Origin of the sequence: Enterobacter sp. JH25, assembly GCF_021725435.1 — a bacterium.
Taxonomy (GTDB): Bacteria; Pseudomonadota; Gammaproteobacteria; order Enterobacterales; family Enterobacteriaceae; genus Enterobacter; species Enterobacter intestinihominis.
This window is the reverse complement of sequence record NZ_CP091322.1, coordinates 77,815-98,588: the sequence shown is the minus strand read 5'-3', so window position 1 is coordinate 98,588 and position 20,774 is coordinate 77,815. Positions and strand designations below refer to the sequence as shown.

At 49.3% G+C, this 20,774-nt stretch carries 28 protein-coding genes; 20 read left to right on the top strand and 8 right to left on the bottom strand.

The genetic code is table 11. From position 1 onward, the window contains the following. The first annotated feature begins 13 nt into the window (after positions 1-13). From L2Y28_RS25305 to L2Y28_RS25255, 11 genes are all read left to right on the top strand, one after another. Positions 14-856, top strand: coding sequence for a hypothetical protein (locus L2Y28_RS25305; protein WP_022649918.1), 843 nt, complete (start codon positions 14-16; stop codon positions 854-856). 185 nt (positions 857-1,041) lie between these two features. Then, positions 1,042-1,635: a phage N-6-adenine-methyltransferase gene (locus tag L2Y28_RS25300; protein ID WP_022649919.1), complete on the top strand. Its 594-nt coding sequence runs from the start codon at positions 1,042-1,044 to the stop codon at positions 1,633-1,635. Between the two features lie 202 nt (positions 1,636-1,837). Next, the gene (locus tag L2Y28_RS25295) at positions 1,838-2,068 is read left to right on the top strand and encodes a hypothetical protein (RefSeq protein WP_000262979.1); all 231 of its coding nucleotides are present in this window, start codon (positions 1,838-1,840) and stop codon (positions 2,066-2,068) included. A 593-nt stretch (positions 2,069-2,661) separates the two neighbouring features. Beyond that, a complete protein-coding gene (rnhA, locus tag L2Y28_RS25290) occupies positions 2,662-3,270 on the top strand; it encodes a ribonuclease HI (protein WP_022649920.1) in 609 nt (202 codons plus the stop codon). A gap of 142 nt (positions 3,271-3,412) precedes the next feature. Continuing rightward, positions 3,413-3,907, top strand: a complete 495-nt coding sequence (locus tag L2Y28_RS25285; protein ID WP_022649921.1) for a hypothetical protein — start codon at positions 3,413-3,415, stop codon at positions 3,905-3,907. 9 nt (positions 3,908-3,916) lie between these two features. Further along, the gene (locus L2Y28_RS25280) at positions 3,917-4,105 is read left to right on the top strand and encodes a hypothetical protein (protein WP_000872126.1); all 189 of its coding nucleotides are present in this window, start codon (positions 3,917-3,919) and stop codon (positions 4,103-4,105) included. A gap of 108 nt (positions 4,106-4,213) precedes the next feature. Then, entirely contained in the window at positions 4,214-5,056 is an 843-nt protein-coding gene (locus L2Y28_RS25275) for a Rha family transcriptional regulator (protein WP_000462606.1), read from the top strand. Positions 5,057-5,164: 108 nt separating this feature from the next. Continuing rightward, positions 5,165-5,737, top strand: a complete 573-nt coding sequence (locus tag L2Y28_RS25270) for a hypothetical protein (protein ID WP_022649922.1) — start codon at positions 5,165-5,167, stop codon at positions 5,735-5,737. A gap of 141 nt (positions 5,738-5,878) precedes the next feature. Further along, a complete protein-coding gene (locus L2Y28_RS25265; protein WP_022649923.1) occupies positions 5,879-7,564 on the top strand; it encodes a DUF4942 domain-containing protein in 1,686 nt (561 codons plus the stop codon). Between the two features lie 58 nt (positions 7,565-7,622). Then, positions 7,623-8,447 carry a hypothetical protein gene (locus L2Y28_RS25260; protein WP_022649924.1) on the top strand — a complete coding sequence of 275 codons (825 nt, stop codon included), beginning with the start codon at positions 7,623-7,625 and terminating at the stop codon, positions 8,445-8,447. A 76-nt stretch (positions 8,448-8,523) separates the two neighbouring features. Further along, entirely contained in the window at positions 8,524-9,222 is a 699-nt protein-coding gene (locus tag L2Y28_RS25255; RefSeq protein ID WP_022649925.1) for a lysozyme inhibitor LprI family protein, read from the top strand. Positions 9,223-9,277: 55 nt separating this feature from the next. Here the strand turns inward: L2Y28_RS25255 and ydfZ are convergent, their stop codons facing one another. After that, the gene (gene ydfZ, locus L2Y28_RS25250) at positions 9,278-9,481 is read right to left on the bottom strand and encodes a putative selenium delivery protein YdfZ (RefSeq protein ID WP_022649926.1); all 204 of its coding nucleotides are present in this window, start codon (positions 9,479-9,481) and stop codon (positions 9,278-9,280) included. Positions 9,482-9,668: 187 nt separating this feature from the next. On the opposite strand from ydfZ, the gene L2Y28_RS25245 reads away from it, so the two are divergent. From L2Y28_RS25245 to L2Y28_RS25230, 4 genes are all read left to right on the top strand, one after another. Further along, positions 9,669-9,935 (top strand): hypothetical protein, encoded by a 267-nt coding sequence (locus L2Y28_RS25245; protein WP_022649927.1) that lies wholly within the window; start codon positions 9,669-9,671, stop codon positions 9,933-9,935. Positions 9,936-10,019: 84 nt separating this feature from the next. Then, on the top strand, positions 10,020-10,337 hold the full coding sequence (locus L2Y28_RS25240) for a hypothetical protein (RefSeq protein ID WP_022649928.1): 318 nt from the start codon (positions 10,020-10,022) through the stop codon (positions 10,335-10,337). An 81-nt stretch (positions 10,338-10,418) separates the two neighbouring features. After that, a complete protein-coding gene (locus tag L2Y28_RS25235; RefSeq protein ID WP_022649929.1) occupies positions 10,419-11,255 on the top strand; it encodes a GIY-YIG nuclease family protein in 837 nt (278 codons plus the stop codon). An 83-nt stretch (positions 11,256-11,338) separates the two neighbouring features. Next, positions 11,339-11,857, top strand: coding sequence for a hypothetical protein (locus tag L2Y28_RS25230; RefSeq protein ID WP_022649930.1), 519 nt, complete (start codon positions 11,339-11,341; stop codon positions 11,855-11,857). A gap of 1,426 nt (positions 11,858-13,283) precedes the next feature. Here L2Y28_RS25230 and L2Y28_RS25225 read toward each other — a convergent pair. Next, positions 13,284-13,526 carry a hypothetical protein gene (locus tag L2Y28_RS25225; RefSeq protein ID WP_022649931.1) on the bottom strand — a complete coding sequence of 81 codons (243 nt, stop codon included), beginning with the start codon at positions 13,524-13,526 and terminating at the stop codon, positions 13,284-13,286. A gap of 231 nt (positions 13,527-13,757) precedes the next feature. Between L2Y28_RS25225 and L2Y28_RS25220 the strand changes: the two genes are divergently transcribed. The 5 genes from L2Y28_RS25220 (at position 13,758) to L2Y28_RS25200 (ending at position 16,045) form a co-directional block, all read left to right on the top strand. Further along, entirely contained in the window at positions 13,758-13,973 is a 216-nt protein-coding gene (locus L2Y28_RS25220; protein ID WP_161496784.1) for a hypothetical protein, read from the top strand. A gap of 140 nt (positions 13,974-14,113) precedes the next feature. Next, positions 14,114-14,425: a hypothetical protein gene (locus L2Y28_RS25215; protein WP_022649933.1), complete on the top strand. Its 312-nt coding sequence runs from the start codon at positions 14,114-14,116 to the stop codon at positions 14,423-14,425. Positions 14,426-14,552: 127 nt separating this feature from the next. Next, on the top strand, positions 14,553-14,948 hold the full coding sequence (locus L2Y28_RS25210; protein ID WP_022649934.1) for a hypothetical protein: 396 nt from the start codon (positions 14,553-14,555) through the stop codon (positions 14,946-14,948). A gap of 127 nt (positions 14,949-15,075) precedes the next feature. After that, a complete protein-coding gene (locus tag L2Y28_RS25205) occupies positions 15,076-15,357 on the top strand; it encodes a hypothetical protein (RefSeq protein ID WP_022649935.1) in 282 nt (93 codons plus the stop codon). 205 nt (positions 15,358-15,562) lie between these two features. Next, positions 15,563-16,045: a hypothetical protein gene (locus L2Y28_RS25200; RefSeq protein WP_022649937.1), complete on the top strand. Its 483-nt coding sequence runs from the start codon at positions 15,563-15,565 to the stop codon at positions 16,043-16,045. Between the two features lie 644 nt (positions 16,046-16,689). Here the strand turns inward: L2Y28_RS25200 and L2Y28_RS25195 are convergent. The 6 genes from L2Y28_RS25195 to L2Y28_RS25170 form a co-directional block, all read right to left on the bottom strand. Continuing rightward, complete coding sequence (locus L2Y28_RS25195) at positions 16,690-16,893, bottom strand: hypothetical protein (RefSeq protein WP_016051712.1); 204 nt, start codon at positions 16,891-16,893, stop codon at positions 16,690-16,692. Between the two features lie 50 nt (positions 16,894-16,943). Beyond that, positions 16,944-17,594: a hypothetical protein gene (locus L2Y28_RS25190; RefSeq protein ID WP_022649938.1), complete on the bottom strand. Its 651-nt coding sequence runs from the start codon at positions 17,592-17,594 to the stop codon at positions 16,944-16,946. Between the two features lie 323 nt (positions 17,595-17,917). Further along, entirely contained in the window at positions 17,918-18,445 is a 528-nt protein-coding gene (locus L2Y28_RS25185; protein WP_006812523.1) for a transcriptional regulator, read from the bottom strand. A gap of 4 nt (positions 18,446-18,449) precedes the next feature. Further along, entirely contained in the window at positions 18,450-18,872 is a 423-nt protein-coding gene (locus tag L2Y28_RS25180) for a hypothetical protein (protein WP_032623531.1), read from the bottom strand. Positions 18,873-18,931: 59 nt separating this feature from the next. Further along, complete coding sequence (locus L2Y28_RS25175) at positions 18,932-19,210, bottom strand: hypothetical protein (protein WP_001291547.1); 279 nt, start codon at positions 19,208-19,210, stop codon at positions 18,932-18,934. Positions 19,211-19,212: 2 nt separating this feature from the next. Next, positions 19,213-20,772, bottom strand: coding sequence for a DEAD/DEAH box helicase (locus L2Y28_RS25170; protein WP_022649940.1), 1,560 nt, complete (start codon positions 20,770-20,772; stop codon positions 19,213-19,215). Between the last annotated feature and the right edge of the window lie 2 nt (positions 20,773-20,774).

The window sequence follows — 20,774 nt, the reverse complement described above, 5'->3', positions numbered from 1 at the left end:
TAAGGAGTTAAAAATGAGCGCAGTTACAAACACTGTTAAAAACGATGAACTGGACGAACTGACTGCAATGTTGCAATCTCTCGACGAACCAGTGCAAAAAGCTGCGAAAATGAGCGGTGTCGACGAGATCGACGATCTTCTCTCTGGTCTGGGTGATGCAATCGCAAAACCAGTCGAGGCGGTGGCGGATGAAGTCATGAATGCCAGCTCTACCGGCGATCTGAGTAGCGTTCTGGAAGAGCTTGAGATTGAGCACGAATCGGTGAAGGTCGAGGAACCAGAGCGTGACCTTGTTGCGGAGATAGTGAACGAGCCAGCGCCTGAACTTGACGCTCGAAGTACTGAGACTACCGGTACAGATCCAACCCCTTTACCTTCAGTGGCGTCAGAGCCTAAACCTGAAGAAGAGCAGCCAAAACGCCAGAAGGCAAAATCAGAGCGTACCCCGGCCAAACCTCGCTTCACGCTGGAAGGTAAGGACGAATCGTTCTATGCGACAGCCGGTCTGGAAAGTGAGAGCTTTACTGCCGCATTCGAAGGGGCGCCAGTCAAAGCTAAAGACAAGATCTTAAACCTTTTGAACTGGTTTAGTGGTGGGCCGGAAATCAGCGTCTACACGGTAATCGCAATGCGCCATATCCTTGACGCGAACACGGCGACCAGCAATAGCATTAAACTGGCGCTAATGAGCAACCCGGAGAAACCATATCCGCTCAACACCGCTTCGACTCAGGCTGGCCAGATGATGGCTGTGTTTCCAGCTACTGGCATTGCCACCAGGGAAGGTGGAAATCTAACCCTTAATAAAGAGTCGCCGATCGTCAAAAAATTCATAGCGGAGTATTCCATTGGATGATGTTCCCCTACCCGATCTAAAGCCCCCTGACAGCTTTAGGACGCTGGGTAAGCTAATTGCATACCCAGCATCGATAAAACGCGCCAGAGAGCTTCCCGTTTGCGAATCTGGCGCGTTCTTCTTTGTTTGCTATCCGTTGGATTAAATGAAAAAATAGGTAAGTAATTACCTATAAGAGCAAAGTAATGATCGCAGCCGAAAAAATCAAAAAGCGAGAGCGTGATGCCTCTCTTCGCGACCTTTGGCGCACACCGCAGTGGTTGTTTGTCGCCATCCAACGTTACATAGGCGCAAAGTTCGATGTGGACGTCGCCTGCAACAAAGATAATGCCCTCCTGCCGAACTTTATCGGTGTTGAGCGTGATGCGCTCAAGTGCAGCTGGGGAGAACCTGGCACTGTGGCGTTCCTTAACCCGCCCTACTCCAAAATCACCCCCTGGATAGACGCAGCCATCCGCGAGCAGGCGCGTGGAGTGACGACGGTCATGCTGATACCACAATCCCTCGATACGCAGTGGTACGAGCGTGCGGCTGAATGCGCCAACGAAACCGTCATCTTGTCTGGCGGCCGCGTGGCGTTCGTTGAGCCAGATGTTGAACTTGGGCTGGTGGAGGTGAACATCAACCCTGGTGGCAGCATGTTGCTTATCTTCCGTGGCTACTGTCAGGAAGCTGGGCACACCATCAACAAGATACCGCTGGCGGTGATGAAAAAGCTGGGTGGTTATGATCCTGCCAATGTTGTCAGGAAGAAGAGACCACGTAAAAAGGCAGCGTAAACACCAGTCTGGGAGTTAGTTTGAGAACCTGCGTCTGTATATATAAATAACTAAGTACTAATTATTAATATATACAGACGCAGGCTTTTTAAGACGTGATTTCCAAACAACTCCCTGACCGTTTTACACCTCCAGAACCCACTGGAACCCCTCTTCAGACGCTCTAGAATCGATTTTATGAACCACAGTAAGGAAAACTATCATGGTATACCCGACGAACGTCGTAGCGCTCGTTGAGAGCGATTTTCTGGCCAAAGTGCGCGACATGATGAAAGATCGCGATAAGGCTTTCAGTCTCTACGAATGGTCGCTCAAATGTCTTCATTCAGGCGAGCACAAAGAGCTGGTGGAGCAGCTGTTAGGGGAACTCATCAATGAGGTGTTTGCCCTGAACGTCCAGCTTCATGGGCGAGAAAATAATCAATCGAAATAATCGGTAAGTACTTACCATTTAAAACGCAGATCGCCAGTGATAAAATATACCCGCTTTCCGGATTGATTCCGGCAGCTCGACCTGATGGGTGGGGGATAGCGTCACTGGCATCAGGTTTAAAAAAGCTCACTACCAGCGTAGAACCGGCACCGTTTAGGGGTTGGGGAAGGGGGAACCAAAGTGAGCAGAGAGAAGGGTCACTTTATGATTGTCGAGTCTGGAGTGTTTCGAGAGGTTGAATCCAGTACTCCCCTTCATAAAGTGTGGGAAGATCTCGGTTCTGGGGTGCTGTCATCCATAACTTCCCAAGCCTAAGCTGGCAGTAGACTTAGGTCATAACTTTTCAGGTTATGTAACGACCAGGTTGGTGAGGAAATTTTGTACTCACCTCCCTGGGAAAGTATTACCTGAAAAGACAACCTCTCACTTCGTTCGAGGTGAACTTCACTCACTTCGTTCGTTCAGTTCAGGTTTTATTAAAACCTGTTCTGGGAAGTAAGTTTTTCTTTTCTAATAATTTTTAATATTTGCACGCACGCGTGCGCACACGCGCGAGGAAAAAAATCGTCGCGGCGCGCGATTCTGGAGCCAAAATGACGACCAAGACCCCAGCCCGGCAACATACTGGCTGCCGCACGAAGTCCAAAGCCAGATACCAAACCCACCAGCAATCCCGTACCAACTTCAAAACCCCCGTAGTCGAGTTCAATCCCCAGCTCAAAACCGTAAAAGTATTCAGTGATGGCTCTTGCCTCAAAAATCCGGGCGGGCCGGGCGGTTACGGCATCGTTCTCCAGTATCGAGGCGAAGAGCGCGAGCTTTCTGAGGGCTTCCACAGCACGACCAACAATCGGATGGAGATGATGGGCGCCCTGATTGCGCTGGAGCGTCTGAAGTACCCCTGCAACGTGATCCTGCATTCCGACAGCCAGTATTTAAAAAACGGCATGACGCTCTGGATGAAAGGCTGGAAGCGTAACGGATGGATCACGTCTGAGAAGAAGCCAGTCAAAAACGTCGATCTCTGGAAACGTCTCGATTCGGCCGCCAGCCGTCACAATGTCCGCTGGAAGTGGGTTAAAGGTCATGCCGGTCATCGCGAGAACGAAATGTGTGACCGCCTGGCGAAGATCGCCGCCTACTCCGCAGCTGATATGCCTCACAAGCGTGACATTGGATTTTTGTCACAAAATGATAAGTAAGTATTTACCTATAATTTTAAATCAGGTATCTTACCGTTCGTCAGGATGACGAAGTACCGGTTAGGTACTGTTCCAGGATGGAACGCCAAAAGGCGGCTGGCCAAGCCAGCCGCAACTCTTTCTGACACAGAATGGAATCCAAATGGCACGTCAAACGCCTTTCACTTCTTTCAATAAACGTCCCCGTTCAATTCGCCTGGTTCTGGCCGAGCTGTTTAGCGGTCGTGTTTCTGCACGCCTTGCGGAACTGGAAGAACGAGTGTTTGAGCTGGAGAAGCGCATTGATGCGCAAGCTACCGCCATAGCAAATCTGGGTGCGACAGTAGGCATGGAGAAGGTGCGTGATTCCGTCGCCTCTCGTGTGTTGCGTGAATCCCAGACGCACAAGGACAGTTCCCATGGAAAATTTTCAACGAAATCGACTGAAGCCAATGGCCTACGGAGTAATTTTAGCAACCCTGGCAGCGGTAGCCGTGCCAGCCGGTCAGAGTCTGTTGATACCGGACACAACTACTTCCACCACAACCTTGCAGACGACGCCCCTGCCAGAACGACCTCCTGTCTCTCTGGATGGGATGCTGCTGGACACGATTCCAGCTCGACCTGCAACTCCGGATCTTCCTTCTACTGTGACTGAGGCTATTGCATGAAATGGAGCTTCCAGAAAGTCACCGCGATGATTGTTGGCCTCGCCATTTTTCTGCTTGGTGGCTGGATCATGAATCTGGTGAAACTCGTGAACGGTGGCGATCTTCAGTTTGATGCCGGAATGACACTTGCGCGTGTCGTGGGAATTTTCGTTGTTCCGGTGGGCAGCATTCTCGGGTTCTTTTGATGCCGAATCCATTTTCGGCACTGTTAAAACAAATTGTTTAGCCAATTAACCAATGAGAGTTAACAACAAGGGCCACTGACGGCCCTTTTTACACTGAATGGAGAATGTATGTTTGAGATGACTACTTTATCGATTCCCGGTGTGCTCCCGGACAGACCATTGATGTCCTCAAAAGAAATCTCAAAGCTGACCGGTAAACGACACAGCGACATTCTTCGCGACATCCGTAGCGTGCTGAATGAGCTGTATGCCGACGATTACCATAACGCAAAATTGCGTTATGAGAAAAATCAGTTACTTACAATTGTTGAAGGCATTGTTGTCAACATCGATTACCGGGGAATGGAAGGCGAGTACATGCTCGACCGAAAGCATACCGATGTTCTCATTACCGGCTACTCGTTGAAGTACCGCGCTGCTGTCATTGAGCGCTGGCATGAGCTGGAAATGAGTGTTTCAAGCGGGGCGCTTTACGGTGCCTACCCCAGCATCCCGGAAACCTTTTCAGAAGCACTTCGACTGGCAGCCGATCTTGAAGAACAGCGTGCTGATCTTGAGCGCAAGCTGTCGGTGGCAAGGCCAAAAGCCATTCTCATGGACACCATTTGCGGCACTGCTGATGAGCTTTATGGGCTGAATGAAGCTGGTCGCATTCTCGGAACGTCCGGGGCTGTTCTGGGTGCGCTGATGGACTCGCTGGGTGATGTGTACGTTAAGCGCAAATACACCACTGTTAACCGCCAGTTCCTCAAGATCTTCATTGACCGCGGATATGGCAAAAACGTTGTCATCGGAAACGGACGCAACCAGGCCAAGTTCACCTTTAAAGGACTTTGCTTTGCTGCCGTGAAGCTAATTGCTGCCGGGAAAATTACCGCCAGCGCCATTGAGTATGAGCCTTGTCGTGAGCATGTCGAACGCGAAATGAAGGAATCCAAACGTCTTCATTAACCGTCAGTGTGGGCGTCCGCCTTTACGTAGCGTTTGCCCACCTTTTCAGTCACGCCACAATAACGCCATCGAGAAAACAACTTGTTTAAAAACATAAGGAAAAAACACATGTGCGAAAAATGCAAAAAAACTAATGCCAAAGTTGAAAACGTGATTAAAAAAGTTGGTGCGGCCGAACTGGTTGAGATCATGGGTCTTGTGGTTGGTCACGAAGACGACGCCTCCCCTATCGACCGCCTTTTCAGCGTTCTCAAGTTCTCAAGCATGATTGATGATCCGATTGAAATTGTGATGCTGGCGCGTCATTTCGGCGAAGCGTATCTGGAAGAGAAAGAACGCGCCGACAAACTTCAGGCAACTCTGGAAATGGTAATCAAGCCGAAGTGCTCACCGGATTCAGTCAAGGCAGATGAAACCAACGCCAGCAAAGATCGTGAAATCGCCGGGCTGAAGTCTTCTCTGGCGATGTTGCTGGCCGCCTTCAAACTGATGTCTTCCCAGGCTGGGTTCAAAATGCCTGAGCTGAACAGCGACGATCCGATAGCCGTTCGCCATCTGCTGGGGGCAATGGCCGACCAGCTTGACGACACCAAGAGCCGTCTTGAAGACATGATGCGCGAGCTGACCCATCGCCACGACCTGAACAAACAGCCGCACAAAACGCAGCACGTACACCACTAATATCTCACCTGCCGACAGGGGGCGAAAGCCCCCTTTTTTACGCCTTAAATCAGCTGCAACGCCTGTGAATGCTGCTTTTACGCCTTTTCAACTTTGGGAAAATAACACCAACAAGAAAACAATTTGTTTAATGGTGCAATCATGAATACAGCCCTTTCCATCATTGACGCTATCACCCCAAACACTGATATCGACTACCGGCAGGAAATGAACGTCATCCACGAAATTGTGGCCGAGTGCGAGAAAGAGATCGCATTCATGCATCAGGTTCACGACTTCGTTTATGGCGACGAACGCCACAACATGATTAACCGCCTGCTGCGACTCAACCACCGGCCGGATGACGAGCGCACACGCTTTAACAGAGCCTGGCTGGACAAGGTCGACCTTGAATGGGTGAAACAGAATATCTGGGCCGAGTACTGGAAGAAGGTCACGGATATGACAAACGTTCTGCTGATCATGCCAGCTTCCCGCCGCGACGAGTGGCGTGAGCAGTTTATCGAGGGCAAGCAGGAGACCATCAGGACTGACAGAACCGGCTACCAGATGAAGGTTAAGGAGTTCGTTGGTGTGCCGGAGTTCAAAGCAGAAACGGTCATCCCCACGATGCTCAATCTGCTGAATGACAGGCACAAATATCTCTCTGAGCGCGTGTATGGCTTGTTTAAGGCGCTGAGTCCTGCCCACAAGACCAATAAGACGAACGGCTTTAGCGAGCGTCTGATCATCGCCAACTGCATTTCCGAGTTCTGGCGGGACAGCGTCAGCGTGAACTACCGAAAAGAGGACTACATCGACGACCTGCGCGTCATGCTTCATTTCTTCGCGCACAAAGAGTTCATCACCATCAACCGCACAACTGAGATGCTATCTGCTGCGTACCGGGCAAACGACTGCCAGACCGGTGACTGGATGAATGTCGACGGAAACCTGATGCGCGTGAAGATGTTCAAGAACGGCAACGTTCACTTTGAAATACATCCTGACGTGGCCTGGAAGCTGAATGAGGTGCTGGCTTACAGTATGCCTGCAGCAATCCCGGCGCCATGCCGTACTGCACCCAAAACACGGGCACCAAAAGAGTTCGGGTTAATCCAGAAGACGATCTCCGAGCCGGTTCGTACCGCGCTGCGCGACGGGCGATTCAACAAAGACAAAGGCGTCTGGTACTTCTCTGATTCCAACCTCCAGAAGTCGCAAGTGGAAGAGCTTGAGCGCACACTGAACTTCATTGGCGGCGTACAGGAGAAAAAGCACTGGCAGTTCCCGTATGAGATCGGCCATACGCTCAATACGATTGTGGCCACCGGCTTAATGCCGGATACAAAATCACACCAGTTCTACCCTACCCCACGTTTGATAGCGGAGTACGTTGCCAGAGCCATCGAGCTGAAGCCAGGTGAGAAGCTGCTGGAGCCTGAAGCCGGGCGTGGAGATCTGCTGGCCTGCATCGACGCTAATCCGGAAGACGTTACCTGCATAGAAGTCGCACCTCTCTTCGCTGATATCCTGCTTGGCAAGGGGTACACAAATACGGTCTGCTGCGACTTCATGAAGTGGTCTGAGGACAACGCAGGCTATCAGTTCGACAAAATCGTCATGAACCCGCCCTACTCTCTTGGCCGTCACAGAGAGCATACGCTGGCCGCGCTGGAGCATCTGAAAGTCGGCGGGCGACTGGTGGCAGTACTGCCGGGTGATGCGCCAGTTCTGAACTGGATGACGCTGGATAATTACGTTTATGCCAAAGGGAAGTCGTTTACTGACGAGTTTGAAGACACCGGAATCACTGTAAGCGTATACGTTTTCAAACGCGTAAAATGATAGGTAAATACTTACCTAATTTATGTAAGAATAGAGCCACTTTATCAGAGGTGAACACATGAGCGAAAACTCGAGAATTACATTCGCCAGCGTTAATCAGGCGAAGCTGCCATTTAATTTAGTGCTACAGGGGAACGAAGGAACGCCTGCCGGAACCATCAAAATCGACAAGGAGCTTGTGACGTTCGAAGGTAACTTTGATGAATCGGCGCAGGTTTTTATCGAACATCTGGCACGCCGTTGGAGCCAGCAGTGGAGAGACCTTGAGAAACGCGCCAATGAGTTCGACCGGTTCATGGACGCAATGGACACAGCAAAAGAGGCTCTGGCTGCCGGCACTCCGTTAGATCTGGAGCGCGTGGGAGGCTGCATGAAGGTCGAGAAATTAGATGTTCTTTCCTTTGTGCTGACGGATCTGGAACGTCTCGACCCGGTACGCGTAATGATTGAAAACTACGAGCCGGGTAAGGGAAGAGTCACCATAACCTGCTATGGGAAAGCGTGGACTGCCGCCTGGTTTGCGATGGGCGGTGATGATGTTCAGACATTTATTAAGCGAGTGAGTGATGATTACTTGATTGGCTGCCTCGCCCCTCAACTGCGAAGTACGGTCGGCGATGACAACGACGCAAATCTGATTTTCGTAAAGTCCGAAATCATAAAGTTGCGCAGAGAGAGGGAAATCGACGCAGAAACGGCCAGAAATATGTGGGACGAAGCTGAAAACGCTGATGACGTAAAAGAGAGTTGCTGCTGTTTCGGAGTAGGTAACGAACTGCTGAGTTTGTTTGGCGATGAACCGTGGTATGCAGGCTGGCCAACGGTGCCAAATCCAGCATACCAATACCTTGAGCGTATGTCAGAGCGGTACGTGATGGACTGAAAGTGGTTGACGATCAGTCGAGATAAGCAGTTGGTTAAGTGATATAGTCAGGCGCTTTTGTATTTATGGAGTGAATATGAAAAATATCCTACTGGCATCATTGTTGGTGGCATCGCCGGTCTCATTTGCAGCCAGCTTTGACTGCCAAAAGGCTTCGACAGAAATCGAACACAAAATCTGTGACAACGAACGCCTGTCAAAATTAGACGAACAACTTAGCGCAACCTATTCCAGCGCGCTCAAGGCTAACCCAGAAAATGCAGATACCCTAAAGACGGTTCAACGACAGTGGGTAAATATGCGTGGAAAACTCACTGATGATAAGGCTCTGGAGCTGGCTTATCTTATCCAAATTAATGGTCTCAATGGCTTAGGTGTTCCGGCCGCTACAGCAGCGGTCAATGAGACACCGAAGCCGACGCAGAAACAGCCTGAAGTTCAGGAAAAGACAAGCAAGGCAGACGCAAAGCCGGCCAAGAAAGGTAATGAGCTAACTCTGGAATCATTCCGGGCTAAGTATATTGAGGTCAATGGTGAGTACTACAGTACGACATCTCTTCCCAGAGGGAGTTCGTTTTTGTTCACCTGCGCCAGTCGCATTGCTGACGACCAGGTAAATGTCTGGAAGAAGCACGCAGCAAAAGAGGGCAAGATCGACCTTTTCTTTGAGCTTGAGAATCGCATACACACCGCGATGTTGAATGCCAATTTTCAGCAGCTGAATAGTGATTTAACTAAAACAGGCATTTGCGATCTGATTACCGCTGTGCCATAAGACAGATAAGGCCACTAATTGTGGCCTTAAACAATTTGTTTTATTGATGGTGAAATCAATGGAACCCCAGGCGAACTAAATCCATTGGGCAGAACAGACCTTCCACACCTTCGATAGACACGCAGTCAGAGCGGCGTAATTGTTCTTCTGATTTGCCTTCTCCACAGATTTCCCTGATGACTCCCGTTGCACCATTCGTTGCCACCATCACCCGGCTGCCGGCAGTGATAGCGTTACGGTTGCGATCATAGGTCTTCATCGTTTCCTCCTTTCACATGGGTCAAATCAGGTCTCAAACGTTGTCGTTTTCCATGTATGTGCAATTACCGAAATCTCAAGTGCCGAAACAAATTGTTTTCACCACCTAGTTATTTAATTAACCATCAAAGTTGATTCATTGCATCTAAAATACTACTGTTTATACATACAGTATTGGGGTGTGTGAAATGGGCAGAGAAAATTCCAAATATGTGATCGTCTACAGGGGAGAAGTGCTCAAGTACTTAATACCTGGACAGTTCGTTTTCTTCCAACGTAAAAAAGAATACGGCGGTGGATTCTGGCTTGGTAAAACGCATGAGAACGGGTTCGAGTTTGTGCTGGAACAACCCACTTCACTTAGTTACGGGCTTGCATATCTGATCAGACTGTCTAGTGTTGAAGCCAGACATATGGAGTTCGTGGACGACATAGATGACTTTAAATTGACCTAATTACCCCTTAAACATTTTGTTTTCAGCCTTTTGTTATCTGAGATAATAACGAATATAAGAAAACAATTTGTTTAAGGAGTTGGTATGTTGAAGTTCACGGAAGTCTACAAAACGGCAGTGATCAGCACCGCCCACGTAACGGCAGCGGATTCAGAGCGGCTACCCATTGCCTGCTTCGACCCACTTACCGATCGCGGGTTGAATTGGGTACACGGTACACAGTACGGCTGGATTGTTCGTGCTGGAATGCGTGGCAGTGACTGGAAAGAAGAGCTAAGTGAATACGGCATTTCGAAAGAGGCGATCTCCAACATACAGGCCATACTGGATGCCGGCTTTGACGCGGTGCAATTCGATTGCGACGCCGAGCTGGTGGATGGGCTGCCTGCATGGGACTGGTAATTGCTTGTTCCGAGTGGACAGATCGGCTCTCTGTGTGAGATACAAGACGGCAGAGTCGATCTAATCAGGGACACTTTATGCATGGAACTATTCCAGTACCTTCAGTCGCGATACCCGCCGCTGACCCCACAGAACTGCAAAATTCATTTAGCTAGCACCAACGAGTATAAAGAAAACCCGATAACGGAGTTCGTAAACAAGACGTTTGATAGTTGGCAATGTCTACAGAAGCATAAAAGCTTTGATAGAACTTATGTTGTCTCACTCATTCAGACTGAAGATAAGGAACGATTTCTCTATGCCGGGACCTATATCAAGAAGGGGTGTAGTCTGACGGCATCTCATTATGTCCCAGGTCGGAATGAAACATACAATCTCTATCAACTGACCCCTGTTACTGAACTGGATGAATATCGTGGGCGTATGTACGTTCGCACGGCTCGTCCTCGCAACTTTATCCTGAAAGGTGAGACGCTAGCTGGGACGATGCAAATCGTCGAGATCTCCCCTGTTTGTCTCTCGTTTGGTGAGTTTCCCGGCTACAAAAACGTGGTACTGGATAGAGTCAGTCTGGGAGCCATCATCCGGCAGGAGCTAAAATCGTGGAAAACAGCGCTGAGTATTGTCAAAGGCATTTACCTGCTAACCGATGTCGATGGAGAGAAGCTGTATGTTGGCCAGGCTAACGGCAAAGACGGAATATGGGGAAGATGGAAGACCTACTTTACGACGGGACACGGTGGGAACGCCGGACTGATTGAAGCGTTCGGTACCTGCGACGAGGAACGGCTCAAAAACGTCACGTTTTCCATTCTGGAGATCATGGACAACAACAGCGACAAACACGAAATCAACAGGCGTGAAAAACATTGGAAAAGTATCCTGCTTTCGCGCTCAATAGGTCACAACCGGAACTGAGCACCGGTGAGTTCGGATTATGGTTTTGTTTGCGAATATAAGAAAACAAGTTAATAACACCGATAAGTAAACAAGGAGAGTCAATGAATTTTCGTTTGACCTGTGCTTTCGCGTTGGGCATATCGTTTTCCGCAGCGGCTGCTGAAAGCACAGATGAATTGATACGCACAGCGCCACCGGCAGGACGCGATACCATGCTGCTCTGCAACGCAGAGCTTCTTTCAGGCAAAACCGCGACCCAATTGTCTGGAAAAGCCTACCTAGAAGGCGTGGGAGAGCAGATCTTGTTTGCGATAATCCCAACCACTAAATCTGACGAATACATGCAGGCATTTTTCAGCGCTTGGGGATTCACGCCATTTGGACAGGTCGAAAGCCGCGAGCAATTCCACAACTGGGCACTGATTCATCTTGGACGGCAAAATCTCGTTCGTGGGAAGACTTCCGATTACACCTTCGTTAATGCTACGCCACAGGACAACATCGATTTTCAGATGCGGGATATCCTCCGCTTTTACGACTGTCAAAACCAGAATGCACGTCCTGACTGGACCCGACAAGAATCCGCCACCCAAAAACACTTCAATGGGAATGTCTATTAGACATTGAGCCAGGACTATCAATCCATTGACATTGGCGGTCACAAATTGAGGATTTCTATAAGAGTCCGTTGATCGCCACTTTCCCCACCCTTCCAACCTACCCCAGCCCAGGCGTGACAAGGCATTTAAGTCAATTACACTCATAAGAAAACAAATAAATAACACATCAACGAAATGTCAACGATTTCCCCTGATTTGGTCTAAAAAGTTGACGTTTTCGCACGCCATCTCTTATACCCAAAATCCTGCGCACCAGAACCCATCTCCCTGCGACCAAAACGTCAAAAACGACTCGTGATACCACCCAAAAATAGACATGCTCAGAAGCGCTCCCGTTGCGTTGTATTGGATATCTAAACAAGTTGTTTTCAGGTACAGGAAAACAAGTTAACCACACCCACAGGAAACCCAGAGACGCCATTACCCAAAATCCCGGAAACACCCACCTCTTCCTGTCAGGCTACCGGAAAGACCCACCTCTTTGCCCCAGGCTACAGACCACCCACCTAATCTTCCCAGGCAATCGAGAACGCAGCTCGCGCACGCAAACCCCGAGACGCCATTACCCAATACACGGAGAAGAACAGCCAGAACGAAACCCCGGACAAACCAAGACCAGAACAGAACCGTCGCAATCTCGCTTACCCACTATTACCCCGAAAGATTACGCAAATTCCTGAATAGCAGGGAACGCCATTACTTCATATGCGGAGAACAACAAAAGCGCCCTACTGCCATTACCCACACTTCCATCATTTCACGTAAACGAAGAGAAAAGCGCACCTGCCATTACTCCATACACGGAGAAGAACACTCACCAAAACGACGAGAACGACCCAGACGAAAACACAGAGAAGAGCCACCTCAAGAAGAACGAAACCACATACGCCGGTAGAGAGAACAAACCTCCCGTTTCACCCAAAGAAATACTCGCCGTATAGAGCGTTATCAGGGGGGAGGTATACGCCCCCATAAGAGGGAGAATTAGAGGTAGGTATAAGTGGGAAGGGGAAGAGGGGGATCGCTACTTCCTCCGTAGAAATTCAAGCCATAGTTTTCATCCCCCGTGACGTCCATTTTCACCCCTTCGGTCAGCCTTCGGGCCATCCAGGGAAAAGGTCATGTCCCTTTTCAGGAACGGGAGCGTCGCCGCAGGGAAAAGGCTGGAGGTTTTCAGGGAAACGGTGGGAATCCCGCTATACGAACCGGGAAAAGGCTGGCTGCCGGTCGGGGAACGGGTACATCCCGGTACAGAGAGAGGGACGACTGCGGGAGTATGCCTTATTCCTCATTCACCTGAAGAGTGCGGGAAATGGTGAATCCCGCAGTTAAGCGTTGAGACCAGATCAGCTTCGCACGCTCATGTCGGGAAGCCAGATCTAGTGTAAAGGGTTACGGGTTTTGGTGGCGAAATCGCCGATGACGCTTATTCGAAAATCTCACTGCCCTGATTCGCATCGTCCCTGTTGTCCCACAAATCATCGAGCGCCTCTTCTCTTGTCCCGAAGGGGCCGGAGACGACAGGTGCGTCTGAACTGGTGTCGTCCAGCTCTGTATAAATCTGACCGTTGGTCAAAATGATGCGTCCGACAGAGATACCGCCATGTAGCAGTTCGCCTCTCTCGACGTCGATGCTGAAGTAACCGTCTGTGTAGTTGTTAGTGCTCATCACATTCCCTCTGAGTTAGCCAGATACATACATAGCAATAAATCGACACAAACACATCAGCCTTTAATGAATACTTTTTCCCCGCTTTCTTATTGCGATAATAACAACAACAAGAAAACAACATGTTTATTTAACGGAGATAAGCGCATGACCATTTTCATTTGCCAGCACTGTGGCCGCGAGTATGAAGGCGCTACAGTTTGCGCCTCTGACGATTGCCCGGGGAATGAAATTAAGATGCCTGTGCTGGTGGAGGTATGGAGTGTGGATTCGCTGGCCGAATGTCTGGATGCTGTAGGGCCGGAACTGCACCGCAAGCTATGGTCGTTCGTCCCGGCAGAAGGGGAATCGCCCAAAGGGAAGGATATCTGGCACCTGCTCAGTGAAGATGAACAGCGGGAGCTGGTGGACGCGGTACACATTGAGTTCCCGGACGACGAAGATTAAGAGTGAGGCCACCAGCACGGTGGCTTTTTGCTGTTTGCAACCTCCGGGGCAGCGCAGCGCCGTAACGCTATGCTTTGTAGCCGTTTTCTCGCTGGTATTATTTACACCAACAAGAAAACAAGTTGTTTACGGAGTGAATTATGAAAAACGCGATGATCACCAAACTGAGTGCGGGCCAGCCACGTAAAGAAAAGCCAACCGCAATGAGCCAGCTGACCCTGCTCGATATCATCGCCAACGGCACTGCTATTCGCCTGTTCAAAGAGACGCTGGTCTCGTTCGACAATGGTTCCCGCACGCGTTACGTCATGAGTGTGCGTCGCCAGAGTGGAAGAGGGTGGATGGCAAAACAGATTATCTGGCCGGAAGGAGAGCTGGAACAGGCGCTACTGGAGGCGAACAAAGCAGCCCAGCAAGAAATCCAGCGTGCCTCTCTACTGGCGACAGCCTGACATGTGCAAAAGCGATTAGTCGACCCTACGACAGCCCCGTTCATCCTTCGGGGCTTTTTTAGTCTCCTGTATTGTAAGTACATACCTATGACAATAATATAGGTTAGTCAACTACAGGGAGATAAAGATGACTGTTTTACGCGAAAATCTTGTGCTGGATTTACATTATGCGTCCGAAACCACCTTCGGCGAGAAAGTTGCCAAACTGACCGTCGTTCTGCGTGACAACACTACCGGAACGGAGGTTCACACCAGCACCTTAGTGCGCGAGGGGGAAGGTGAAAGTGCGGTATACACCGTAGGTTATCAGAACATCAGCAACGCAACCGACCCGCTGCTGCTAAAGCTGGAAGCGTACTTCCGCACCGCGGACAAGGCGATGTTCGATAAGCTGATGACCAGAGTAGATAAGCTGTTTACCTCCGATTTGAACTCTAACAGCACCTGGATGGGTCAATACGGTCTGCGTATCGTTTCCAGCGCGATGGTAGACGAATTTATTCCCGAAAGCGTGTTTGAATAATCCCTTCCAATGGCGCGTATCCCGCGCCATTTTCTTATCCCCGATAACAAAATGTTTTTTGCCTTATCCACACTGCGATAATTACACCAACTAGAAAACAAGATGTTTACGCATGGAGGATATGCACATGACCGATTTCACTATCTCCCCTAAAGCTGAAAACGTATGGCTGGAATCCTGGCTCGACCTGTCGCCGGAAGAGCAGCAGGAAATGGATCACGTTGAACAGGACGAACAATTTGATGCCCGCTTCTTCCGCTTTGAAGACAGCGTTTATGACATTGCCGACTTCATGCGCGATGACCGCTTCCCGGACTGGCACGCAGGATACCCATTAAATGCTTTCGCCATGCTGATGATCCGCGTGGATGGCTCCGGCGATACCATCGACGTCGGTCTGCTCCACTAAGAAAACGAGGCCACCCATGCTGGTGGCCTTAAATGACCATCCTGTTTCCCGCAGGCTAAAAACATCCACCTCTTACCGCCAGGCTACCGAGCACCCCTCCGACTCCCTGCCGGCCACCAGCTGCCGGAACAGAGCGCTTGGACGCCTTATGCGCGTAGCGATAATTAAACCAACAAGAAAACAAGTTGTTTAAAGGATTATCACCATGAATTTTATCGCTACTGTTAACACCCCTGCGCATGGCCATATTTCTGTGACGTTCTCTGAGAACGAGAAAAGCGTGCTGGACGCCTGGCGTGACAATGTAACCATCGAGCTGTCCGGGAAAGAGAAACAGCAGATCACCAATGACATAATCTGCAACCGTCGCCATAAGCGCGTATTTGAGAAAGCGTATGTCTCCACCTCCGGATTTGGCGTATTCATCTTCCCGGTGCGCAGCGGTCGCTTCTGCCAGTCAAAACTCATCGAGTTCGCCACGCAGATCGCGCTATGGGTTAAAACAGAATCCGGGTTCGACTTCAGCGAACAGGAAGCAGTGGGGGAGGGGATGCGCATCGCCAACAATGCCATCAAGTGCAAAAACGTCACCTACGAAGCAGGAATCGACTCGTGGAGTGTCTCGTGCGGGGAATACGTGAAAGAGGTGTACGGAAAGAACCGCATTCACATCATGGCTGGCAAGTAAGAGGGGAGGGGCCGGAAACGCCCCTTTCTTTTCGTCCACCATCTGCCGCAGGGAATTTCAGAAACGGCCAGAGAGCTGTCCGGGGAACCGAAGGGAAACGGTCAGGAAATTTTCGGGAAACGGCTGGGTTTGCCTTTATGTAGAAAACAGAGCGGGAGAAGCCCAGAATCGCGCCAGAAATTGCGTAGCGGCGCTGGGGTAACGCTGGTGGAGTTTCAGCCCCTGAGCCATCCAGATAGCTTTCGCTATGTGATTATGTGAATCCGTGGGTAAACCACTGCAAGCGCGTACACGTCGCGCCAACGTGCCAATGATACGCAAGCGCCCACGGATAGCGCCAACATTGCCGACACGTCCCGAAGGATAGCGCGGATCACGTCGCCAGCTATCGCCAGACGATCACGCCCACGACACGACAAAATAATCCACGCGCTAAAACGCTGTAAAACGCGCTATAACGTGTTTTTTATTGTGGGTAATGGGTATGTACCACCACACATAAAAACGCGTTAAATTGGCGCGTTTATGGCGCTTATTTTTGGTCTGTTTTGGCTGACTTCAGACAATAAAAAACGCGCCAACAATGGCACGTTATGATGTGCGGATCTTGAAACGAAAAAAGCGCCCACTATGGGCGCTATTGCTTAAATGCTGTTTTGCAGTTTTCCGATCATTTCAGACAAGCGCAAATATTCACGCTTGCGCTTACAGTCTCTTTTGCTGTTAAGCAAATCAGAAAACGTAAAATTTAATTTGTCACGTTGCGCTTTTAAGTCGTCGATTAATTCAAGTTTATAAGCGCGATATTTTGCGCGATATTCCGCGCGGATCTGGTCATAACTAATCATGATTTTTATCCTTAAAAATAGCGCCCATAGTGGGCGCTATATCCATCTAATTACGCTTTGAAAGCATCAGCCAGATAGTTATAAAAATCATTCTTGATAAAGCGATATTGCTGAGATCCGTTTTTAGCAGCGCCCATTCCTTTGATCTTCTCGACCAGTCCGAGACGTTCACAAAGATTAATCAGCTGGTTGGCTTGAGTGTAGCCAGCGTCTAATTTAATTTCATTTTCTTTTTTGGCTTCATTCATCAAATCGAAAACAGCGCCATTTGTGAATGTCTCCATTTCATCATTAATCATTTCGATTAATGCGAATACGCGAGATCCGGACATATCAGCGACGGAATAAACGCATTTACCAGACTTGATAGATTTAACCAGATAAACCAATTTTTCGAGTGAATAGCTATTGGTCATAGCTTCGCGGAAAAACACTTCTGGCGCTTGTTTGCTTGCTTTAATCGCGTAGTAAAAGACACCAGCTAATTTCTCATCATTAACAGCGTTTAAAACGTTGTTGGTGAAGTATGCAAGTTTGGTAGTCGCTGCAAGCATGTTAGCTTTATCTGCTTTTGTGTGCGTACCATTCTGATAATGATTGTTATAAGTCTGAGTAGCATTATTGGCTGCAACTTGTAATTCATTAGCGATAACTACAGCAGCGTCGATGATGGATTTTTTAGAGATAGCAACGTTAGACATGATATTAATCCTTATGTAATATTGATAACTTAATTTGTTATTTGTTTATCGTTAGCGTGTTCGCTTTCGATGTGACTAATTATCGATATACAGAAATTAAAATCAAGAGTTTTTTACGCGGGAACGAAAAAAATTTTTCTTCAATAAAAATCAAAGTCTTAGAAATAAATCGCGTTTTCTCGAAGGTGTTGCCTAAATAAATTCCCTATTCGGTCATTCACCCTTATATATTTAAAGCGGAATCGGGATTAGGGGAAATAAATATAACGGGAAGTGACACATAAAATAATAACCGGACTTAGCCGGTTATTACCCTTATAGATTTAAAACGGTAAAATCCGTTCGACCCAATCGAACATGACGACTGTCTTCCGACCGTCCCCCATGTTGAGCGTGACCTGGCAAGCGTCAACGCCTGAAGACACCCCCTCAATTTCACGGCCATCCGCCATGTAGACCCTTATAGACTTCTGCATCTCATGAGCCTGGCGACAAATTTTGAAGAAATCACGGCGAGATGGCCGATTGTCCACATAGTCTGGGTGTACCGTTGTCCGACCCGTGAAATCGTGCGCAATGCCTTCTGTCACACCTGATTCAATCGTACTGATTCGCTCAAGTGGGAGCCTTATACGATTTTCTTTGTCGAACGGGGCAGGGCAAAGATCGACTTTGTTGCGCGACGACATGAGACCCTGAACGTACATGCAGAACACCTGACCATCTTCCATCGTGACCCTTACAGGAATGAGAGACTTACGCCAGAACATCAGCGCCTTCTCCACGTTGGTGTAATCGCGCGGCCAGACTTCTGCAGGAATCCCGTAGGTGATGTCAGTAATATTCGTCATATCGTCACAGTGTCGTTGGTAGGATATCGATGTCACCTGCGTTGCTGGTGAACACCCGGAAGACTTTCGTCTCGCCAGCTTTGGTGATGGTCTCGCGTTCCTGACGAGCAGGGTTCAGTGCGCACAGCCCGGTGCCTTCCAGTGAAGCGCCAACAATCCATTGCCCGGCATCAAGATGGAACGTCGCTTTTTCACCGGTCTCAAGTTTCGCAACCGTCTCACCATTGATGAAGATGGACGCGTCACAGCCCGCACCTATCATACCTTTGTCCCTCATAACCACCAGCGTGGTTGGTGCAGACGTCTGGTATTTGAAAACTCTGGCCTGCGGCGCCGGTTTTGCATCGGCTACAGACACAGGGCGGGATGAACATGCACTCAGGAGTAAAACGGGGATGGTAATCAGTGGAAGTAGAACGTGTTTCATGGCTTGAACTAAATCCTTATCACTTCAACGAACAAGGCGTCTTGCGACGCCCTTAATGCTTAATCGAGACGTTTGAGAATATCGGCCAGATCTTCTTTGGTCATGCCAGAGGATTCGTAAATCTTCATGACCTTTTCACGGGCCTTTGCAGAAGCCTCTAATGACGTAGCTGCCTTATCAAAATCAGCCATCGTCATGTTGGACAGCACCAGATTGATGATGTCTGCCTTTGACAGCTTAATATTGCGTTCACGCAGTCGATTCTGAAAGGTTTCCAGCTTGTCGTTTGCTTTTTCGGTTAACTGAACCTGGCAGTGTATAGCGCGTTTCTCGCTCATGCTTACTCTCTATTCAAAACAGTGAAATCGAATGTGCCACCCACCGGCAAAACGCCCTCGGCAAACCCAGGCGTCGTATCGATAATGTGCTTCCGCTCATATGAATGTGACATGAGGTATTTGTTGCTCACGTCGATGAAGTCGGTGATAAAGCACACGTTAGCCTGATTCTTTTTGGCTCGAAGACCGCGACCAACACGTTGGCGCATCTCAACTTCGGCTTTGCCGCCACCACCCAGAATCACTGCCCCTACGCTTGGAACGTCGACACCAACATCCAGAATGGTTGAACCAATCAGAACATCTATCTTGCCTGCCGCCAGACTGTTGAGCTTTGCTTGTCGGGTAGTCTGGTTTGATTCTCCGTAGATGAAATCGACCTTCAGGCCGCTTTCCTTCATCATTTCCATCAAAATCTGACCATGACGCTTCAAACGAACCAGCGTCATACAGTTCAGACCGTGACTTTTGTACATTAACGCTTCGCGCACAATAGCCTCGTTGCGGCCCAGATTGTAAACGATGCCTAACTGATAGGCTTTCTGGTAAGCCGTACTCATTCCAACCCGAAAGTTCAGGTGTTTCGAAGCAAGTTCGGCCCTAATCCGCACCTCGTCTGGAGTGTACGCGATTTTATGATATAGAAAGTATGGTTTCGCTAAAATACCTCGATCGATCAAATATTTCTCCGTTACCTTTATCTCAATGCGGCCGGCAACGGCCATGAGACGCATATTTGCCTCGGTCGAGTCCTTCATGAACGGCGTAGCTGTCAGCGCCAGACGGTAATCGGCATTGATGCACAACCTGGCGATATCGTAGAAGTTTGAACCAGATGATTCGTGTGCCTCTTCCAGAATCAGCAGAGAAACGCTGGACAGAAAGCGCTTAACCAGTTCCCGGCGCTTCAGGTGGTACTGTTTTTTCTCCGGTGATGCGTCGCGCGGTGGTTCTTCGAGAAAACTGGCCAGGGTCTGCACCGTGGCAACGTTGATATGGCGCGAGACCTGGAACTCACCAGATCCAATCACCCCAACTTTCTGACCTTTCAACCACGGCTCGCCATTCTCCGCGCGGTAGTCGATGGATTTCTGGAAGTTCTCTGCCATCTGGAACATCAGAACCGAGCGCGTGGTTAAAAACAGCGTCATACGACCAATGCGAGCAGCTGCCTTACACGCTACGTTCGATTTACCGCCACCCGTCGCAATCTGGGCAATCATCATCCCTTCGCGCACCAGTGTTTCCACAGTCTGATCCTGATACGCATAGTCCGGGTTATACGGGAATGGGTTAACTACCGGGTTCGGCTTGCCAAGCGCGGGGGCTTTTTCCTTGCGCACATGCACGCATTTGATGCCAGCTTTCAGAAGGTTGGCCGCTACTGGCTTCGCAAACCCAGCCGGGAACGCGTTTTTGCTCCAGTTGAACATCGTGCTGGTTCCTTTCCAGTCACCAGCCTCCACTTCATAGCTCAACATCTCCTGAACGAGCCGTTTCACGTTGTCATCAGCGCCAGAAATCAGCGCATTGACTGCATTCGATACAATCCGAACTGTCATAA

Coding starts and splice junctions, on each gene's coding strand:
- L2Y28_RS25305 (WP_022649918.1), top strand. CDS start 14: ATGAGCGCAGTTACAAACACTGTTAAAAACGATGAACTGGACGAACTG.
- L2Y28_RS25300 (WP_022649919.1), top strand. CDS start 1,042: ATGATCGCAGCCGAAAAAATCAAAAAGCGAGAGCGTGATGCCTCTCTT.
- L2Y28_RS25295 (WP_000262979.1), top strand. CDS start 1,838: ATGGTATACCCGACGAACGTCGTAGCGCTCGTTGAGAGCGATTTTCTG.
- rnhA (WP_022649920.1), top strand. CDS start 2,662: ATGACGACCAAGACCCCAGCCCGGCAACATACTGGCTGCCGCACGAAG.
- L2Y28_RS25285 (WP_022649921.1), top strand. CDS start 3,413: ATGGCACGTCAAACGCCTTTCACTTCTTTCAATAAACGTCCCCGTTCA.
- L2Y28_RS25280 (WP_000872126.1), top strand. CDS start 3,917: ATGAAATGGAGCTTCCAGAAAGTCACCGCGATGATTGTTGGCCTCGCC.
- L2Y28_RS25275 (WP_000462606.1), top strand. CDS start 4,214: ATGTTTGAGATGACTACTTTATCGATTCCCGGTGTGCTCCCGGACAGA.
- L2Y28_RS25270 (WP_022649922.1), top strand. CDS start 5,165: ATGTGCGAAAAATGCAAAAAAACTAATGCCAAAGTTGAAAACGTGATT.
- L2Y28_RS25265 (WP_022649923.1), top strand. CDS start 5,879: ATGAATACAGCCCTTTCCATCATTGACGCTATCACCCCAAACACTGAT.
- L2Y28_RS25260 (WP_022649924.1), top strand. CDS start 7,623: ATGAGCGAAAACTCGAGAATTACATTCGCCAGCGTTAATCAGGCGAAG.
- L2Y28_RS25255 (WP_022649925.1), top strand. CDS start 8,524: ATGAAAAATATCCTACTGGCATCATTGTTGGTGGCATCGCCGGTCTCA.
- ydfZ (WP_022649926.1), bottom strand. CDS start 9,481: ATGAAGACCTATGATCGCAACCGTAACGCTATCACTGCCGGCAGCCGG.
- L2Y28_RS25245 (WP_022649927.1), top strand. CDS start 9,669: ATGGGCAGAGAAAATTCCAAATATGTGATCGTCTACAGGGGAGAAGTG.
- L2Y28_RS25240 (WP_022649928.1), top strand. CDS start 10,020: ATGTTGAAGTTCACGGAAGTCTACAAAACGGCAGTGATCAGCACCGCC.
- L2Y28_RS25235 (WP_022649929.1), top strand. CDS start 10,419: ATGGAACTATTCCAGTACCTTCAGTCGCGATACCCGCCGCTGACCCCA.
- L2Y28_RS25230 (WP_022649930.1), top strand. CDS start 11,339: ATGAATTTTCGTTTGACCTGTGCTTTCGCGTTGGGCATATCGTTTTCC.
- L2Y28_RS25225 (WP_022649931.1), bottom strand. CDS start 13,526: ATGAGCACTAACAACTACACAGACGGTTACTTCAGCATCGACGTCGAG.
- L2Y28_RS25215 (WP_022649933.1), top strand. CDS start 14,114: ATGAAAAACGCGATGATCACCAAACTGAGTGCGGGCCAGCCACGTAAA.
- L2Y28_RS25210 (WP_022649934.1), top strand. CDS start 14,553: ATGACTGTTTTACGCGAAAATCTTGTGCTGGATTTACATTATGCGTCC.
- L2Y28_RS25205 (WP_022649935.1), top strand. CDS start 15,076: ATGACCGATTTCACTATCTCCCCTAAAGCTGAAAACGTATGGCTGGAA.
- L2Y28_RS25200 (WP_022649937.1), top strand. CDS start 15,563: ATGAATTTTATCGCTACTGTTAACACCCCTGCGCATGGCCATATTTCT.
- L2Y28_RS25195 (WP_016051712.1), bottom strand. CDS start 16,893: ATGATTAGTTATGACCAGATCCGCGCGGAATATCGCGCAAAATATCGC.
- L2Y28_RS25190 (WP_022649938.1), bottom strand. CDS start 17,594: ATGTCTAACGTTGCTATCTCTAAAAAATCCATCATCGACGCTGCTGTA.
- L2Y28_RS25185 (WP_006812523.1), bottom strand. CDS start 18,445: ATGACGAATATTACTGACATCACCTACGGGATTCCTGCAGAAGTCTGG.
- L2Y28_RS25180 (WP_032623531.1), bottom strand. CDS start 18,872: ATGAAACACGTTCTACTTCCACTGATTACCATCCCCGTTTTACTCCTG.
- L2Y28_RS25175 (WP_001291547.1), bottom strand. CDS start 19,210: ATGAGCGAGAAACGCGCTATACACTGCCAGGTTCAGTTAACCGAAAAA.
- L2Y28_RS25170 (WP_022649940.1), bottom strand. CDS start 20,772: ATGACAGTTCGGATTGTATCGAATGCAGTCAATGCGCTGATTTCTGGC.